This is a genomic window from Acidipila rosea (genome assembly GCF_004339725.1).
Classification (GTDB): Bacteria; Acidobacteriota; Terriglobia; order Terriglobales; family Acidobacteriaceae; genus Acidipila; species Acidipila rosea.
The window spans coordinates 692,190-709,616 of the sequence record NZ_SMGK01000002.1 but is presented as its reverse complement, the minus strand read 5'-3'; the positions used below and the strand labels follow the sequence as shown (position 1 = coordinate 709,616).

Genomic DNA, 17,427 nt, shown 5'->3' with positions numbered 1-17,427 from the left:
TACCAAACGCCCTGCAGTCAGGGTTTGCATCTGCGGTAAAGAATTTCCCTGTTTCCTCTTGACAACTCTTCCTTCGCGCAAAGAATATAGGCAGCCGTGGGTAGTGGTATGACCACGAGTGTTTCGGTAGCGGCAGAGCTAAGACCAGATAAGCCGTCAAACGCAGAAACGCCAATCATTCATTTCAGCGAGGAAACAGGATGCAAGAGGTCGGACGCACGTCCAGATTTAAGGTGGGCACAGCATTACGCATTGCGATGGCAGTGCTGGCATTCTGAGCAGGCAGCGCTTATGCACAGATAGGCGGCAAGGGCGCAATTGAGGGCACAGTGAAGGATGCCTCAGGCGCGGTGGTGGCGGGTGCGACCATAACGGCTACCGACGTGGGAACGAATCTCTCGCAGACCACAACCACCACGGGCAGCGGCTATTACACGATCTCCCCGCTGAGTCCGGGCAAGTACAACGTGACGGCGAATGCGAAGGGATTCCAGAAGCTGACGCAGCAGAACGTGACTATCGATGCGCTGCAGGTTCTGGGTCTGAACCTGACGCTTGCCATCGGCGCGAGCACAGAGACGATGGTCGTGACTGACGCGCCGCCGCAGCTCGAAACCACGAATGCTACGCTCGGCGCGACGATGGAGAACAAGACATACACGGCGCTCCCTCTGGAGATGAATGGCGGTCCGCGCGATCCTACTTCGTTTGTCTACCTGATGCCGGGCGTGACGCAGGGCGGCGTCTCCGGCATCTTCAACGGCAGCGGCAGCCAGGGGCGGCTCGATGAAATCTACGTAGACGGCGTGCCGATCACGCGCATTTCCATCCAGGGCGATCCGCGCAATGTGTCGTCGGATATTTCGGTAGAGGCAGTGGACCAGTTTCAGGTTGAGACGAGCGGCGTGCCGGTCGAGTATCAGGGTGCGGGCATGCAGAACTATGTGGTCAAGTCCGGTTCGAATAACTTTCACGGCGCGATCTTCGAATATTTCCGCAATACTGCGCTCGACACCTGGGGCTTCTTCGCGCCGGCCGTCATTAACCCCGCGACAGGCAAGGCGACCAAGCCGGTCGAGCATCAGAACGAGTATGGATTGACGCTCGGTGGTCCGATCATCAGGAACAAGGTCTTCTTCTTCGGCAGCTATGACGGCTATCGCTATAACCGGGCCGGGAACCCGGGCTACTACTCGATTCCGACGCTGGCGGAACGGCAGGGCGACTTTTCGGCGCTGCTCGCGCAGCAGAAGGTTCCGATCTATGATCCTGCGACGACCTCCTGCTCCGGCAAGGCATGCACGCGGCAGCAGTTCGACTATCAAGGCCGTCTGATTGTGATGGACCCGGCACGCATAACTTCGCAGAGCCAGTTTCTGCAATCGTTCCTGCCGGCCCCGACGAACTCCGGTCTGACCAATAACTATCTTGGCCAGATTCCGACCAACACCTTCTCTTGGGACACGACGGACAAGATCGACGCAGACCTTACGCCGAAGCAGCGAATCTCGCTGATCGTGGCGGCGGGCAAGTCAGGCGTGCTGGGCTACCTGAGCAAGGGAAGCCAGGTACCGCTGCCGTATACCGATGGTCAAAGCTATGCGCCGAAGTCGAAGGACATCATCTTTGAGCACAACTATCTGATCACGGATCACCTCGTGAATCAGTTCAAGTATGGATTTTTCCGCTATTACGACATCGTCGGCAATCCCAGCTACAACCCCCAGTATGGACTGAATGCAGCCGGGTTTACGGGCCTGCCTGCCGGCCAGGTCGCCGATTCGTTCCCCTATGTGAAGTTTGGCGGACCGGATGCGCCAACTGTGTGGGACGGTGGCAAGTCCTACGAAGAAACGACCAACACCTTTGACCTGCTCGATAACCTGCAATGGTCGCGCGGCAAGCACTCCTTCACCTTCGGATTTATGAAGCAGTGGCTGCAGGACAACAACACCTTCTACTCGACGGGAAGCGCTCCGCTGCTGCTGCAGATGAGCAACGACGAGACCGCCGGATACAACAACGGCACGCTGCTGACTAAGACGGGCAACTCCTATGCAAGCCTGCTGCTGGGCGCGGTAAACGAAGCGCAACTGCAGCAGTATGCGGTGCAGGAGGTAGGCGCGCGCATTCGTCCGCTGTCCATCTATGGGCAGGACGACTATCGCGTGAGTGAAAACCTGACGCTGAACCTGGGCCTGCGCTGGGATCTCTTCCCACCCTTCCAGGAATCGCGAAACCGCTTCTCCTTCCTGAATACGACGGCCATCAATCCCGCGGTGGGCATACCGGGCGCGCTTGAGTTTGCAGGCAGTGGTCCGGCCAGTTGCAACTGCAGCACGCCGGTGAAGACGTGGTACAAGAACTTCGGCCCGAGAATCGGATTCGCTTACAGCGCAACGCCCAAGACGGTCGTTCGCGGAGCCTTTGCAATGATCTACAGCCACGGCACGGGCATTCTGAATGCATCGCGCCTAGGTACCGGTCAGCTTGGCTTCTCGGCAAACGTCGAGCCGAAGAGCGCAAGCAACAGCGGTATTCCGGCGTTCTACCTGAACGATGGATTCCCGGCCTACCAGGCTCCTCCCTTTATCAGCGCAACGTATGGCACCGGCTACTCGACCACCATCAAGACATCGCCCGCAAGCGTAGCTTACGGTGACACCTATCTTGGTGGACGCGCACCATACGTTGTCGACTGGAATCTGGGCATTGAGCGGCAGCTCACGCAGAACATGGCGATCCAGGTGAACTACGCCGGCAGCCAGGGGCACTTCCTGCCAACGAACGGCAGTGGAGCGCGCGGCATCTACAACGATCAGCTCGATCCGAAGTACTATGCGCTCGGCAGCCTGCTCAACGAGAATGCATCAGCTTCAAGCATTGCCAAGGCCGATGCAATCATTCCCGGAATTGCTCTTCCGTATCCGACTTACAAGGGAAAACTGGTTGAGATGCTGCGGCCGTTTCCCCAGTACTCGGGCGTGGGCGATACCTACGGCAACATCGTGAACTCGGCCTACAACGCGCTGCAGATCTCTCTCAAGCAGCGTACTTACAAGGGTCTGGATTTCATGCTGAACTATACCTACTCCAAGGAAATCGATGATGGCGGCACCTTCCGCAGCGGCTACCTGAGCAATCGGGTGGAGCGTGGACTGGGAACGGCTGATCAGCCACAATCGATTGCCGGGACCGCTGTCTACCAGATTCCTTTCGCACCGGAAAACTTCATCGCCAAGGCGATTGCCAGCGGCTGGACCGTTTCCGGAATCTATCGCTACTACTCGGGCAATCCGCTGACGATCGTGGCATCGGGCTGCAACACTCCCGAGGCTGGCACCTGCATGCCGAACTACACTCCCGGCTACGGACACTCGCCGCGCAGGAACGGAAGCTGGGGCAAAGGTTTGGTTGCGGGACAGGTTTCTCCGTCATATATCGACGCGGCGGCCTTTCAGGATCCCGCTCCGTACACCTTTGGGAACAGCGCGCGCACGGCTGCGCTCAACCTCTGGAACCCCAGCGGCTACAACCTGGACATGAGCCTGCGCCGTACCTTTCCGATCTTTGAACGCACGAAGCTGCAGTTTGAGGCTGATGCCTTCAACGTGACGAATAAGGTGGTCTTCGGAGGCATCGGTCAGAACATCGACTCGTCGAACTTCGGCCAGGTAAGCAAGCAGCAGAATCTAAGCCGCGATATTCAGCTTGCGGCGCGGATCGAGTTCTAGCAGGCAACTTCTCTCCTGATGCAGGGCGTGCCGCACCAGGCACGCCCTCTTTTTTGCTTCGACGATAGCGCTATTGGCTGCCGCCGTTGGGGAGATTGATGGTTGAGTTCAAGGGTTCGCTCGATGGTGAAGAGAGCGCACCATCCAGAGTAAAATTCTCGAGCGCGGACGCGGTCGTCCAGACCGTTGAGAGTGCGTGAAGATAATCAAGCTGCAACTGGAAGAGGGTTCTCTGCGAGATGAGAACCTGGGGATAAGCGGCAGCCATCTGCTTGTACTTTGCGAGGTACAGGTCGTAGGCACGCTGCGCGCGGGGCAGCAGATCCGTGCGATAACGATCTGCCTCAAACTGCGCTGCAAGATACTGCTGCGCCAGAGGCTCGGAGAGATTTTTCAGAGAGAGCTCGGTGCGCGTGACATCTTCCTGCGCGCGCTCCAGTTCAGCCTTAGCGGCCTCGACATTGCCCTGGTTGCGGTTCCAGAGAGGCAGTGCGACTCCGGCGCTGACGAAGCTCATGGGCCCCGCGGCATTGCTGGTGCTGGAGGTCTGTTCGCCGCTCCACCACTCACCTGCGCGAAGCTGCAGATCGGGCACTGCTTCCCGCTTCGCAGCCTTGAGGCGCGCCTCGGCGACGCTCACCTCCTGCTGCGCGCGCTTGACGCTGGGGCTCGCAGAGACGATCGTCGCCACCTGCTGCTCAGGGTCGATCGCCGGAGGATGTTCTAGATCGCCGGTGAGCGGACAGACCGAGAGCTGGCGCGAGCCTGCAATGGAGGCGAGTTTTTGAAAGTCCTCAAGGTATTCGCGCTGCGAACGGACAAAGTCTATGTTGGCCTGCTCCGCCTCAACCTCAGCCTGGAGTACATCGGGTTGATCGGCCTGCCCGACATTTGCCAGTTGATGCGATGTCTTCACCGCATCGAGAGAGAGCATGAGCAGATGCTGCCGCACAACCACCGCGGCCTGTGCAGTGAGCGCCTTGTAAAAGGCCTGTTGCACACTGTTTCGCACCCGATAGGTTTGCTCATCGACGCCGATGGTGTACTCCTGCGCCTGCTGCTGATAGATGCTCCGCCGCAGCCCAAGCTTGCCCCCCAACACAATGTTCTGCTGCAGGTAGGCACCCTGTTCGCCGCCGCCGTAGCTGCCTCCGCGAATATGTTCGGCATCGTAGGCGACGACGGGGTTAGGGTAGAGCGCGGACTGGCGGCCCTGCTGCTCCGCCCGGCGAACGAGCGTGTGTGACTGTGCCAGCGTAGGGTTGGTCTTCTCTGCTATCGACTCGAAGTCTTCGAGAGTCATGGGGGCACGCTTTGCGACAGCGCCGAGCAGCTGAGTCTCAGGCAGCTTTCCGGGCGTAGCGGCCGCATGATTTTCATGCTGTTGGCTGGGCATTGGCATATCCGGCATCTGCATCGTGGGCGGCATGGGCTGTTGCTGCGCGCAGGCCAGCGATGGCGGAATGAGCAGCGCTGCGGCGATTGCTATTGTCTTCATTGCACTCTCCGTTAGCTCTTGAGGAAAAGCGAGGAATAGGGGTCGTCGGGCCGATTGGCATGCTTCATGCGCGAGATCACTTCGTCATACTGCTCCGGCGGCAGCACGCGGATGAACGTCATCATGCCCTGCATGAAGCGGCTCCAGCCAGGACGCAGGCCGTAGTTCTCGGGCTTCTCCACTCTGCTGTCCATCATCATCATCGGCCCTTCCATAAATGCATCCTGCGGGAAGTTAGGAACGCTGTTGGCGTTGTGCGATATCTCCGGCCTCTGATTGTTGTCCTTCTGCATCACCGCCATGTCGTGCATCTGGTCCGCTGAGTGAGTCGAGGCCTTCATCGCAGCCGCGGAGAGCGGGCCATTGGTGGTGGAGCTGTCGCTGCCGGAGCCGAAGCCCATGCCACGGCCGAGGCTCGGGCCGTAGTCTTCACCCATGGGAGCGCCGGGCGCACCATCCAGCATTCCCATGCCGTTGTTCATGCTGAGACCCGCGGGCATCGTGCGATCGCCCATGCGTGTCATCCTGCCGACGGTTGAGGACATCTGGTTCATCATGTGGTGCGGGAGATGACAGTGCAGCATCCAGTCGCCCGGGTTGTTGGCAATGAACTCGATATCGCGTGCCTGCGCCACACCGACCAGCACCGTGTTGCCGGGCCACCAGGCGCTCTCGGGAATGCGGCCTCCCTCTGTGCCGGTAATGTGGAAGGTGTGTCCGTGAATGTGCATCGGGTGATGATCCATGCCGAGATTGACAAAGCGGATGCGGACGCGGTCTCCAAGGCGCACGATCAGTGGCGTCGCCGCCGGGCCTGCCTTGCCGTTGAGAACCAGCCAGTTGAACTCCATGTTCATCGTGTTGGGAATAGTACTGTTTGGTAGCACGGCATACTCCTGCAGATGGATGAGGAAGTCCTTATCGCAAACAGGTGTGTAGGGAGCCCTGGGGTGCATGATGAAGCCACCGAGCATTCCGGCCATCTCCTGCATCGCCATATGCGAGTGGTAGAAATAGGTTCCCTCCTGGTGGATGTTGAATTCGTAGACGAAGCGCTCGCCGGGCCTGACCGGCTCCTGGCTGATGCCCGGCATGCCATCGAAAGCGATGTGATCTTCAAAGCCATGCCAGTGGATGGAGCTGGGCTCGGGTAGCTGGTTTTCAAAGACGACGCGCACGCGGTCCCCTTGTGTGACCTGGATGGTGGGGCCCGGTGCAGAGCCGTTGAAGCCCCATACGTCGATGGTTTTATCGGGTGCAATCTGGCGCTTCATGACCTGCGCGGTCAGATGAAAGACCTTCACGCCGTTGTCGAGCGTGTAGGGCAGATCACCGACATCGGTGGTGATGACCGGAGCCGGAAATCGCCGGTGCGCGTCAGTAGGGCGGAGCGCTTCGGCGCGTGATGCCTGGCGTTGACTGGTGTCGGAGGCGAAGACAGGACGGCTGGCAAGCAGTCCCGCTCCCAGGCCAAAGGCCCGCTGGAGAAAAGTACGGCGATCACTCATTGGTTCCTCTGCATTAGAAAAAGCAAGTGTGGAGGGAGCGAAGCTAGTCGCGGCGTCGGCAACGACAGGCCACGTACTTCAGCTCAAGGGGAGAAAAAAGGAAGGTAGAGCTAGACGCGCAGGCTCACGATGAGCGGATCAAACGCGGCAGGAGAGACGGGCTCCCCCAGGAAACGAGAATTCGTCGCCCCGATGATATTTGTCGAAAGTGGGATTGCGAAGGGAGCTGCCGGGAGTGCAACGGAGCCTGCACTCGAAAGTGCTGCCTCATCGGCACTACGCAGCTGCATCACGGGCAGATCGGTGCTGCAGGGGTGCGTTGCGCAGTGATTGAGTGAGATGACGGGTGCGCGCTCCGGCTGCATCCCGTGATGGCAGTCGGCCATGGAGTGGACGTCAGTGGATGGGGCGTGAGCAGCCATGGCGCCGCAGCGAACAGTGCACATCAGTGCAGTGATCTGCACTCCAAGCAGAAGCAGCAAAAGAATCGGCCATGCAGTTCGGCGCAGCATCTTAAGGTGAATTTATACCTTCGCGCCTGCTTGCGCAAAGGCTGAGCAGGCAGTCAGGCTATTGTGCAAACGAAGGAATCCCACTCTTCTTCAGCAGTGCGGCAACACGTTCGCGAATCTCTTCGCGGGTTACGCGGACGTGGTCAAGCTGCTGACCTTTCGGATCCGGGAGCGGCCAGTCATCGCGAATGAGTCCCGGAATGTAGGGGCACTCATCTCCGCAACCCATCGTGATGAGCATCTCCGCATTCTGCGCGAGCTCGGTGGTCAGCTTCTGTGGCGTGGCATTGGCGAGGTCGATCCCCACCTCGCGCATCGCCTCCACCACGACCGGGTGAACGCGCTCCGCAGGCTGGGTGCCTGCGGAGATTGCGCGCGCTATCGTGGGGTCCGCCATGCTGTTGAAGAAGGCGGCGGACATCTGGGAGCGGCCAGCGTTATGGATGCAGGCAAAGATAAAAGTGCGCATAGAGGATCGGGTCTCTCGATTCTTTGATTTCACTCGACTAGTTCTGTTTACGATATCCGTGGAGCCGGAGCCTTGACCGCGTAGACTTTCACACTCGCCGCCGCGGTGTTGACGTCGTACTTCGACAGCAGGTCCGCGAGGTCCTGGTGCAGGCTGGCAGCCTTGTCTGTCGATCCGCTGGGTGAGCAGCAGGGCTCCGCGAGAACGGTCAGGCCGTTGGTTGTCTCCATGGCCGGTGAGCAGCACCCGCTCTGGTTTTCCACCTTTGCGTAGGCGTTCAGGTCGGCTCCGCTATCGACGATCTCAACATGGTCGAACCCTGCAGCCAACAGGCCCGTGCGGTAGTCGTCGATGAGAATGGCTCCCGCAATGCAGCCAACATAGGCAGCCATGCTTGAGGCTATCTCTGCAGGCAGCTCGCTCTTGAGCGCGATATCGCTGACCGCGAGACGGCCGCCCGGCTTGAGCACGCGAGCGATTTCACGGAATACGGCAGGCTTATCAGGAGCGAGGTTGATGACGCAGTTGCTGATGACGCAGTCAACCGACTCATCCGCCAGCGGCAGCTGATCGATGGTCGCAAGGTGGAACTCGACGTTTGTGTAGCCACCGGCTGACGCATTGGCGCGGGCGCGTGCAATCATGGCCTCGGTCATGTCGATGCCGATCGCCTTGCCCTCAGGACCGACTAGCCGGGAGGCAAGAAACACATCCAGTCCGCCCCCGGAGCCGAGATCGACCACCGTCTCGCCAGGGCGAAGGGATGCGATGGCCGTCGGGTTGCCGCAGGAAAGCCCCATGTTGGCATCGGCCGGAATGGAGGCCAGCTCGGCCGCTGTGTATTCGAACGCCTCTGCCACAGCGCGAACGCCTGCGTGGTCATTGGAAAGAGAGCTGTCTGCGACGGCTCCATATTTCGTGCGTACCGATTCTAGAACGTCGTTTGCCATGATGGCCTCCAGAAAATATCTGCCTAAGCGACTATATTCCAGGACAATGCATGCGTCAATGCGAATATAATTCCAGCTATGGCAAGGAATGCATCTTTCAATATCGAGCGATTCTTTCAGGCGCTGGGGGACATGACCCGGCTGCGCCTGCTGAACCTGATGGGCGAGCAGGAGATCTGCGTCTGCTACTTCACAGAGATTCTTGCTCAGCCGCAGCCCAAAATCTCCAGGCACCTGGCCTATCTGCGAAGCGCAGGAGTTGTCGCCGCGCGCCGCGAGGGCCGATGGATGCATTATCGAATCGTCATGCCGCCGCACGTGGGTGCGACGCAGATCCTGCTGCAGACGCTTGCGTGGCTCAAGGAAGACCGCGTCATGCAGACGGACCGCGCGCGCCTGACGAAGGCCTGCTGCAGCCCCGCGAAGTTCGTCGCACTGCAGGGCGCACCGTTGCCGGCCTCCATCGATCCATCCACCTGTTCCACGTCGAGGTAAATCATGTCGAGCGCTCCCTACACCCGAGGCCAGGTCTGTGTGCCAATGCCGCGCAAAAAGCTATCGTTTCTCGACCGCTTCCTGACGCTCTGGATCTTCCTGGCGATGGCCATCGGTGTTGCCCTTGGCCACTTTGTGCCCGGCTCTGCCGCCTTTGTGAACAGCTTCCAGTCCGGCACAACAAACATTCCGATTGCCATCGGCCTCATCATCATGATGTATCCTCCGCTGGCAAAGGTGCGCTACGAAAAGCTGGGCGAAGTCTTCCGCAATCGCCGCGTACTTGGATTGTCGCTGGTGCAGAACTGGATCGTCGGGCCGCTGCTGATGTTCGCGCTGGCACTGCTGTTTCTGCATAACGAGCCGGCGTATATGCGCGGCCTGATCCTGATCGGGATCGCACGCTGCATCGCGATGGTGCTCGTGTGGAACGAGCTGGCCGAAGGCGATACAGATTACGTTGCCGGTCTGGTTGCGCTCAACAGTGTTTTTCAGGTGGTGTTTTACAGCCTCTATGCGTGGGTCTTCATTACGATTCTCCCCACGTGGTTTGGCTTTCAGGGCTCGGTGGTAAAGATCGGCATCGGGCAGATCGCGCGCAGCGTCTTTATCTACCTGGGGATTCCCTTTTTAGCAGGCATTCTGACGCGCTTTGTGCTGCTCAGCGCCAAAGGGGAAGAGTGGTACCGTACGAGGTTCATCCCGCGCATAAGCCCATTCACTCTTGTCGCGTTGCTCTTCACGATTGTCGTCATGTTCAGTCTGAAGGGCGATCTGATTGTTCGTCTGCCGCTCGATGTGTTGAAGATTGCCGTGCCGCTGCTGATCTACTTTGTGGTGATGTTCCTGGTCAGCTTCTGGATGGGCCGAAAGCTCGGCGCTGATTACGCGCAGACAGCGACGCTCTCCTTCACCGCTGCAGGCAACAACTTTGAACTGGCAATCGCGGTTGCCGTCGCAGTCTTCGGGTTGAATTCGGGTGAGGCGTTTGTCGGCGTGATCGGTCCGCTGGTAGAGGTGCCCGCGCTGATCGGCCTGGTGAATGTTGCGTTCTGGTTGCGCAAGCGGTACTTCAGCCCCTCCGACGTGGAGATGCATCCGGTCGAGGCTGCTCCCTAGAGAATGCCGCCGCGTCTCAGCGTGCGCGGCGGAGCACGCCTGCCAGCTTGGAGCCGGGCGCCACGGTGTTGAAGACGGTGCCGAATTTCGTCACGTTGTCGTGCAGCAGTTCCAGGCGGCGATCCGGCTCATCTGTGTCTACGATGATTTCGTAGTCGATGCTTTCCATGCGCGGTGGCGCGTCCTGCCGAATGCCATTGATCCGCACCTCTACTTCGCGCAGCTCGAACTTGAGAATGGGCACGACACGCTCGATTCCCTTGATCATGCAGGCAGCCAGCGCCGCGAGCAGGAGCTCTGCCGGATTAAAGGCGTTGGCGCTGCCAGCCAGATCCGTGTCGAGCGGGACCGATGCAGATTTGCAATGGGCAACACTCCCGTGGGCATCAAGGCGGCGTGCCGTTACAGCGAATTGCATACGTGCCGGGGTCTCGGGCATCACGGTCTGATCTCCATTTCATTACTCTCTTCTGTCAGTGCCTAAGGGGTCTGTGATCGGGGTCACGGAGGTGATCGCCGCGCACAGAGCTTCTACCGGCAGCGATGCTCTCTGTGCGTGACTTGCTATGTGATACTGATCACACGCCGAAGCAAGGGCAAGGCGTGATAATTGGCTCTTCGAGCAGCGAGGGTCGGATACGGCATCGAGCCCTTGAGGAAGGGTACGCAATGTCACGAGCCGGGGGCGAAGTAGCTTGACGAAAATGTTTTCAGCTATTTCACGCACGCGATGCCTGGCGGCAGACTGTCTCGTTGCGTTGATGATACTTGTCGCGCTAAGCGGCTCATGTGCGGCAGAGGATCTGCAGATGGCTTACCAGCAGGCTGCTGCCAGTTCGCCAATCCTTGCACAGGCCCGCGCAGCGCTCGATGCAGACCTGGCTGGCAGGCCGCTTGCGCGCGCAGCTCTGCTTCCGCACATCAATGCAGCCGCGAGCGGCGGCATGAATACTGCTTCTGTCACAGGCTTTGGCGCGCAGTCGATCTCCACCGGTTATCACTCCGATGCCTTCAGCGCGAGCCTGACGGAGCCCATCTTCAACGGGCAGGCATTCACCGCGTTGAAGCAGTCCGACACCCGCATCCGGTCGAGCACGGCAGCGCTGGCCTATGCCGAGCAGTTAATTGCGCTGGAGGTTACGCAGACCTACTTCAGCGTGCTGCAGGCGCAGGCAAATGAGCGTGTGGCTGAGCAGCAGGTGGAGCTGCTCAAGAGCATCGACCAGCAGACGAGAACAAGCCTGAAGGTAGGAACGGGAGACATCATCACCGTCGATGAGGTTCAGGCGCAGCTGGATGCGTCCAAGGCTGACCTGATCGGCGCGAGGAATGCGGTGATCGTGGCGAAGAGCCAGCTGGAGCGGCTGACACACGCGCCCGTAGGAATGCTGAAGGATGTGACCACCCTGCAGGCGAACGGTCCGGAGCCGAACGACTTTACGCCATGGCTTGCAGCTGCGCTCAAAAATCAGCCGCTCCTGCAGCAGGCGCAGGCAAACCTCGATGTATCGCAACAACAGGTGCAGTTTGCAAAGCGCGCCTATTGGCCAACGCTGACGCTGAGCGGTATCGGACAACATGCTGTGGGCACCCTGTTCCCGACACTCGCCATCAACCAGGTGGGCGGCTCGCTGAATCTTTCCATTCCGATTTATGAGGGTGGCAGCACGCGTGCGGCGATTCACCAGGCGGAGGCGCTCTCCCGCGTGAGTCATGCGAACCTGATGAATCTGCAGGATCAGATCAAGCTGGACACACAGACCGCCTTCGTCGATCTGCAAAACAGCGTAGCCCAGTTCCACGCCACGCAGCAGGCGGTAGCTTCTGCGAAAGTGTCGCTCGAGGGAACGAGGAAGGGCTATGAGATCGGAAGTCGTTCGATCATCGATCTGCTGACGGCCACGACGGCCTATGCGTCTGCACAGCGCAACTACTATCTGGCGCTCTACACGCAGCTGGTGGCGAGAACCCAACTGAAGGCGGCTGCAGGTGTGTTGACGCCGGCGGATATCGATGCACTCAATGACCTGCTGGATAAAGCTCCTTAACGTACCTGGACAGGCTGCATCTTCGGAGAAGAGTAGAAATGCTTTCGGTCAAGAAAAAGCGCATCATCCTGCTCCTGCTGGTGGTCCTGCTGGTCGCGGGCGGCAGCTATGGAGTGCTCTCGTTTCGCGGACGGCGCCATGCTGTCACCAGCATTACGTTGTACGGCAATGTGGACATCCGTCAGGTGCAGCTGGCCTTCAACGATAGTGAGCGTATCGACAAAATATTGGTGGATGAGGGCAGCAAGATACGAGCGGGGCAGCTGGTAGCGCAACTCGTAGGGCAACGCTTCACAGACGCGGTCACGAGGAGTCAGGCCAACGTTGCCGCACAACAGCAGGTGGTTGCGCGCTTGCTGGCCGGCAGCCGTCCGGAAGAGATAGCAGAGGCGCGAGCCAACGTAGCGGCGGCAGAGGCAGACGTTACGGCGGCGCAGGCCGACCTCGTCAATGCGGAGCTGCTCTATCGACGGCAGCAGACTCTGGCCAGGCAGCAGTATGTGTCGCTGCAGCTGCGCGATGATGCGCAGCGCGCATATCTGGCGCAGCAGGCGAGCGTGAACGCAAAGAAGCAGGTGCTTGCCGCCAGGGAGCAGGCGCTGCAGTTGGCGGTGATCGGGCCGCGACGCGAAGATATCGCCGCCGCGCAGGCGACGCTGCAGGCAGACAAGGCGACGCTGGCGCTTGCAGCAAAGGAGCTGGCGGATACGCAGCTCTATGCTCCCGCAGACGGCGTCATCCAGAATCGCATCCTCGAGCCCGGCGATATGGTGACGCCGCAGGCTCCGGTGCTCACCCTTGCTCTGGATAATCCAGTGTGGGTGCGTGCGTACCTGCCCGAGCCGGAGATGGGCCGAGTTGCACTGGGGATGCGCGCATGGGTAGAGTCGGATAGTTTTCCGGGGCAGCGCTTTATGGGCTGGATCGGCTTCATCTCACCTGTCTCCGAGTTCACGCCGAAAAATGTGGAGACAACGCAGCTGCGCTCGCAGCTTGTCTATCGCGTGCGCGTCTACGCCTGCAATCCTGACCATCGGCTGCGCCTGGGCATGCCGGCTACCGTTGTCATCCCGATCGTAGATAATCCCGCTCATGCAATCGACCCGCATCCGTGTGAGAAGGACTGACATGGATGCGATTGTGGTCAGCAATCTCAGCAAGACCTTTGGCAAAGGGGAATTGCGGCGGGTTGCGCTTCGCGATATATCGCTGACTCTCGCTGCAGGAACGATGACGGCGCTGATCGGCCCGGATGGCGCGGGCAAGACCACGCTGCTGCGGCTGCTGGCCGGGATTCTCACTGCGGACGCTGGACAGGTTTGCGTGTTGGGACACACTCTGCCGCAGCAGGCGCTGGCTCTGCAAAGCAGGATCGGGTATATGCCGCAACGCTTCGGTCTCTATGAGGACCTGACCGTCGAGGAAAATCTTGAACTGTTTGCCAGCCTGCACAACATGCCGGCAGCAACGCGAGAGAGCCGCTATGCCGAGCTGCTTACGATGACTGCCCTCGGGCCATTTCGCAAGCGGCAGGCAGGGCAGCTCTCCGGCGGCATGAAGCAGAAGCTGGGACTGGCCTGCACGCTTATCCATCCGCCCGAACTGCTACTGCTCGATGAGGCCAGCGTGGGTGTCGATCCGATTTCGCGGCGGGAGCTGTGGAGCATCATTCATCGACAGGTGGTCAGCGAAAAGGTCACAGTTCTGCTGAGCACCGCCTACATGGACGAGGCGGAGCGTTGTGATCATGTGCTTCTGCTGCATGAGGGAGAGATTCTCGCGCAGGGAAGTCCTGCGGAACTTGCCTCGCGTTTTGCAGGGCATGCATTTCGTCTGCGGGCTGCCGCCGCATCCTTGCGCCATCTACAGGCGCAACTTGCGCAGTTGCCGGCCGTAGTGGATGCAGCGATTCAAGGGGACGGGCTGCGCATCGTAATGCAGAAGGCTGAAGCGCCCGTGCTTGAAGGAGAACTGGCTGCGCTGGGCACTCCTGAGGTTATTCCCTCGCGCCTGGAGGATGCTTTTGTCGGGCTGCTCTTCAGCCGTGGCCCGCGCAGTCGCGCCCCGTTGTCGCCACATGCGCAGGCGGCTGATGCAGATGAGGTGATGGTCGAAGTCAAGGATCTCTATCGGTACTTCGGCAGTTTCGCGGCGGTGAAGGATGTCAGTTTCTCAGTGCGGCGCGGAGAGATCTTCGGACTGCTGGGCGCTAACGGCGCGGGCAAGTCGACAACCTTTCGGATGCTCTGCGGACTGTTGCCTGCATCGTCAGGGTCACTGTGCATCGCAAAGGTTGATCTGCGGAAGGCAACCGCCGCAGGGCGCGCGAAGATCGGCTATGTCTCGCAGAAGTTTTCACTGTATGGAGCGCTGAGCGTACAGCAGAACCTCTCCTTCTTTGCCTCGGCCTATGGTCTTGCCAGTGAACGTAGAAAGCTTCGCATTGCGTGGGCACTCGAGGAGCTGGAGCTGAAACGATATGCAACCATGAACGCCGGAAGTCTACCTCTGGGCTACAAGCAGCGTCTTGCGCTGGCGTGCGCGCTGATGCATGAGCCCAGCATTCTTTTTCTCGACGAGCCTACGTCGGGCGTTGATCCATTGGCTCGCCGTGAATTCTGGGCGCGCGTCAATTCGCTGGCGGAGAGCGGAACGACCTGCCTTGTGACAACACACTTTATGGAGGAGGCGGAGTACTGCGACCGGCTGGTGCTGATGTCGCTGGGCGAGGTGCTTGCGCAAGGAACGCCGGCCGAGATCAAGGAAAGAGTGCGCCGCCCCGACCTGCCCACGCCAAGCATGGAAGATGCATTCATTGCGCTGATCGAGGAACACGAGCAGAGCAGCCGGAGAGCATCGTGAAGTGGGTGCGGCTGAAGGCGTTGATGCGCAAAGAGGTCCTGGAAATCATCCGCGACCCTTCGAGCATTGCGATCGCATTCGTGCTGCCTGTGTTCCTGCTGCTGATTTTCGGCTATGGCGTTTCGCTCGATGCGCGCCGCATCGCGATTGCGGAGGTTGTCGACCATCCCACACAGCTGACGGCCTCGTTCCTCGCGGAGCTGGAGCGCTCGCCATGGTTTCGTCCGCGACGCTATCTCTCGCGCGCTGAGGCGGAGCAGGCCATCATGCGCGGCGATGTGGACGCGATGCTCTGGCTGCGCAGCGACTTTACCCGGCTGACTTTGAGCTCAGGAGCTGCGCCAATTCAGCTCGCGGTGAACGGCGTCAATGCCAACCAGGCGCGCATCATCGAGAACTACATCAACGGCACATGGCTGCTTTGGCTGCAACAGGAAGCGACCGGGCAGGGGGTGCATTTGGCGGCTCCTGTCGTTGCGGATGTGAGGGTGTGGTTTAACCCGGCGCTGCGCAGTCGCGACTACCTCATCCCCGGGCTCATCGCAATCATCATGACCCTGATCGGCGCGCTGCTCACGGCGCTGGTCGTAGCGCGCGAGTGGGAGCGCGGCACCATGGAGGGAATCATGGTGACGCCGGTGAGCAAGGTCGAGATTCTGCTCGGCAAGCTGGTGCCGTACTTCGTGATGGGCATGGGCGGGGTGACACTCTCCACGTTGATGGCGGTCTTCCTGTTTGGCGTGCCGCTGCGTGGATCGCTGCTGCTGCTGCTCGGCACTACTGCGCTGTTTCTGCTGACCGCGCTCGGCATGGGGCTGGTGATCTCCGTGCTGACGCGCAACCAGTTTGTCGCGGCAATGGTGGCGATCGTCACTACCTTTCTGCCGGCGTTTATTCTCTCCGGCTTTCTGTTTGATATCCGTTCGATGCCGCCGATCATCCGGGTGCTGACTCACATTGTTGCGGCCCGTTATTACGTGACGATTCTGCAGAGCCTGTTTCTGGCTGGCGATGTCTGGCCGGTGATTCTGCCCAACAGTCTCGGCATGGCCATTCTCTGCACGTTCTTCCTGAGCATCGCGCTGCTCCTCTTTCGCAAGAGGCTCGACTGATGCGGCTGATATTGCTGCGCATTTTTGCCCTCGCGAGGAAGGAGCTCCTCGCTTTGCTGCGCGATCCGGCCAGTCGCGCCGTCTTGATTGGGCCACCGCTGATCCAGCTTCTGGTGTTTGGCTATGCTGCGACCTTTGATCTCAAGCATGTTCCTTTTGTCGTCTATAACCAGGATCAGGGGCAGCTTTCGCGTGAGTTCATTGCGCGCTTCACCGGCTCTCCGAGCTTTGAGCTGCTACGGATGGTGCATAGCCAGCGGGATCTGCAGCGGGCAATCGATGACGAGTCTGCGCTGATGGCGATGGATATCGGCTCCGACTTCTCTGCAGATCTCCAGCGGGGCAGCACCGCCCATGTGCAACTGATCTTCGATGGGAGAGATTCGAATACGGCGGGCCTTGCGATTGGCTATGCGCAATCCATTGTGATGAAGTTCAACGATGTCGAAGCCTCGCTGCGTAAGAAGAAGGCAGGCTCCACGATTCTTCTCGATCGGGCCTGGTTCAACTCCAATCTCGAATCACGATGGTTTATCGTGCCGGGCATCTGCGGCATTCTTGCGTTGCTGGTGAGCATGCTGACGACAGGTCTCTCGGTCGCGCGCGAGCGGGAGATGGGAACCTTCGATCAGCTTCTGGTTACGCCCATGCGCCCCAGCGAAATTCTGCTCGGCAAGATGTTGCCGGGCTTCCTGGTCGGCTCCGCCGAAGGCTCACTGATCATCTTCATCGCCATCTACTGGTTCCAGGTGCCCTTCACCGGCAGCTTTTTCGCGCTCTATCTTGGACTGCTTTTCTTTCTTCTGTCGACGGTCGGTGTGGGGCTGATGATCTCGTCCCTCGCCGTCACGCAGCAGCAGGGGCTACTGGGCGTCTTCCTGTTCATGGTGCCGGCGATTGTTCTCTCCGGCTTCGCGACGCCGATTGCCAACATGCCGCAGGCGGTGCAGTACATCACGCTGATCGATCCGCTGCGCTACTTCCTGGTGATTCTGCGGCGCTGCTTTCTGGAGGGCGCGGGCGTCTCTTTGCTGTGGGGGCAGTACTGGCCGCTGATTGTTATCGGCATCGTGACCCTGATTGTGGCCGGCAGGCTCTTCCGTCGTCGCCTGGGCTAGGC

The 17,427-nt window shown here is 59.8% G+C and carries 14 protein-coding genes; 8 read left to right on the top strand and 6 right to left on the bottom strand.

All coding sequences use genetic code 11. From position 1 onward, the window contains the following. Positions 1–329 precede the first annotated feature (329 nt). Positions 330–3,734, top strand: a complete 3,405-nt coding sequence (locus C7378_RS08065; protein ID WP_165876712.1) for a TonB-dependent receptor — start codon at positions 330–332, stop codon at positions 3,732–3,734. Between the two features lie 70 nt (positions 3,735–3,804). Here the strand turns inward: C7378_RS08065 and C7378_RS08060 are convergent, their stop codons facing one another. From C7378_RS08060 to arsM, 5 genes are all read right to left on the bottom strand, one after another. After that, positions 3,805–5,232, bottom strand: a complete 1,428-nt coding sequence (locus C7378_RS08060; protein WP_131994449.1) for a TolC family protein — start codon at positions 5,230–5,232, stop codon at positions 3,805–3,807. An 11-nt stretch (positions 5,233–5,243) separates the two neighbouring features. Then, entirely contained in the window at positions 5,244–6,740 is a 1,497-nt protein-coding gene (locus C7378_RS08055; protein ID WP_131994446.1) for a multicopper oxidase family protein, read from the bottom strand. A gap of 110 nt (positions 6,741–6,850) precedes the next feature. After that, a complete protein-coding gene (locus tag C7378_RS08050; RefSeq protein WP_131994443.1) occupies positions 6,851–7,252 on the bottom strand; it encodes a hypothetical protein in 402 nt (133 codons plus the stop codon). A gap of 58 nt (positions 7,253–7,310) precedes the next feature. After that, on the bottom strand, positions 7,311–7,721 hold the full coding sequence (locus C7378_RS08045; RefSeq protein ID WP_131994440.1) for an arsenate reductase ArsC: 411 nt from the start codon (positions 7,719–7,721) through the stop codon (positions 7,311–7,313). A 47-nt stretch (positions 7,722–7,768) separates the two neighbouring features. Then, entirely contained in the window at positions 7,769–8,671 is a 903-nt protein-coding gene (gene arsM, locus C7378_RS08040; protein WP_131994437.1) for an arsenite methyltransferase, read from the bottom strand. Between the two features lie 78 nt (positions 8,672–8,749). Here arsM and C7378_RS08035 point away from each other — a divergent pair, with 78 nt between their 5' ends. Both C7378_RS08035 and arsB read left to right on the top strand, forming a co-directional pair. Next, positions 8,750–9,166, top strand: coding sequence for an ArsR/SmtB family transcription factor (locus tag C7378_RS08035; RefSeq protein WP_131994434.1), 417 nt, complete (start codon positions 8,750–8,752; stop codon positions 9,164–9,166). Positions 9,167–9,169: 3 nt separating this feature from the next. Next, a complete protein-coding gene (gene arsB, locus C7378_RS08030; RefSeq protein ID WP_131994431.1) occupies positions 9,170–10,285 on the top strand; it encodes an ACR3 family arsenite efflux transporter in 1,116 nt (371 codons plus the stop codon). A gap of 16 nt (positions 10,286–10,301) precedes the next feature. On the opposite strand, the gene C7378_RS08025 is transcribed toward arsB, so the two are convergent. Further along, the gene (locus tag C7378_RS08025) at positions 10,302–10,724 is read right to left on the bottom strand and encodes an OsmC family protein (RefSeq protein WP_131994428.1); all 423 of its coding nucleotides are present in this window, start codon (positions 10,722–10,724) and stop codon (positions 10,302–10,304) included. Between the two features lie 265 nt (positions 10,725–10,989). Between C7378_RS08025 and C7378_RS08020 the strand changes: the two genes are divergently transcribed. The 5 genes from C7378_RS08020 to C7378_RS08000 are packed head-to-tail and all read left to right on the top strand — an operon-like array spanning position 10,990 to position 17,425. Further along, positions 10,990–12,333, top strand: a complete 1,344-nt coding sequence (locus tag C7378_RS08020) for a TolC family outer membrane protein (protein ID WP_341539134.1) — start codon at positions 10,990–10,992, stop codon at positions 12,331–12,333. A 38-nt stretch (positions 12,334–12,371) separates the two neighbouring features. Further along, positions 12,372–13,460, top strand: coding sequence for an HlyD family secretion protein (locus C7378_RS08015; protein ID WP_131994425.1), 1,089 nt, complete (start codon positions 12,372–12,374; stop codon positions 13,458–13,460). Between the two features lies 1 nt (position 13,461). Next, positions 13,462–15,195, top strand: coding sequence for an ATP-binding cassette domain-containing protein (locus C7378_RS08010; RefSeq protein WP_131994422.1), 1,734 nt, complete (start codon positions 13,462–13,464; stop codon positions 15,193–15,195). 23 nt (positions 15,196–15,218) lie between these two features. Continuing rightward, positions 15,219–16,307, top strand: coding sequence for an ABC transporter permease (locus C7378_RS08005; RefSeq protein ID WP_207901378.1), 1,089 nt, complete (start codon positions 15,219–15,221; stop codon positions 16,305–16,307). After that, positions 16,307–17,425, top strand: a complete 1,119-nt coding sequence (locus C7378_RS08000; protein ID WP_207901377.1) for an ABC transporter permease — start codon at positions 16,307–16,309, stop codon at positions 17,423–17,425. The genes C7378_RS08005 and C7378_RS08000 overlap by 1 nt, the downstream gene beginning before the upstream one ends. Positions 17,426–17,427 lie beyond the last annotated feature (2 nt).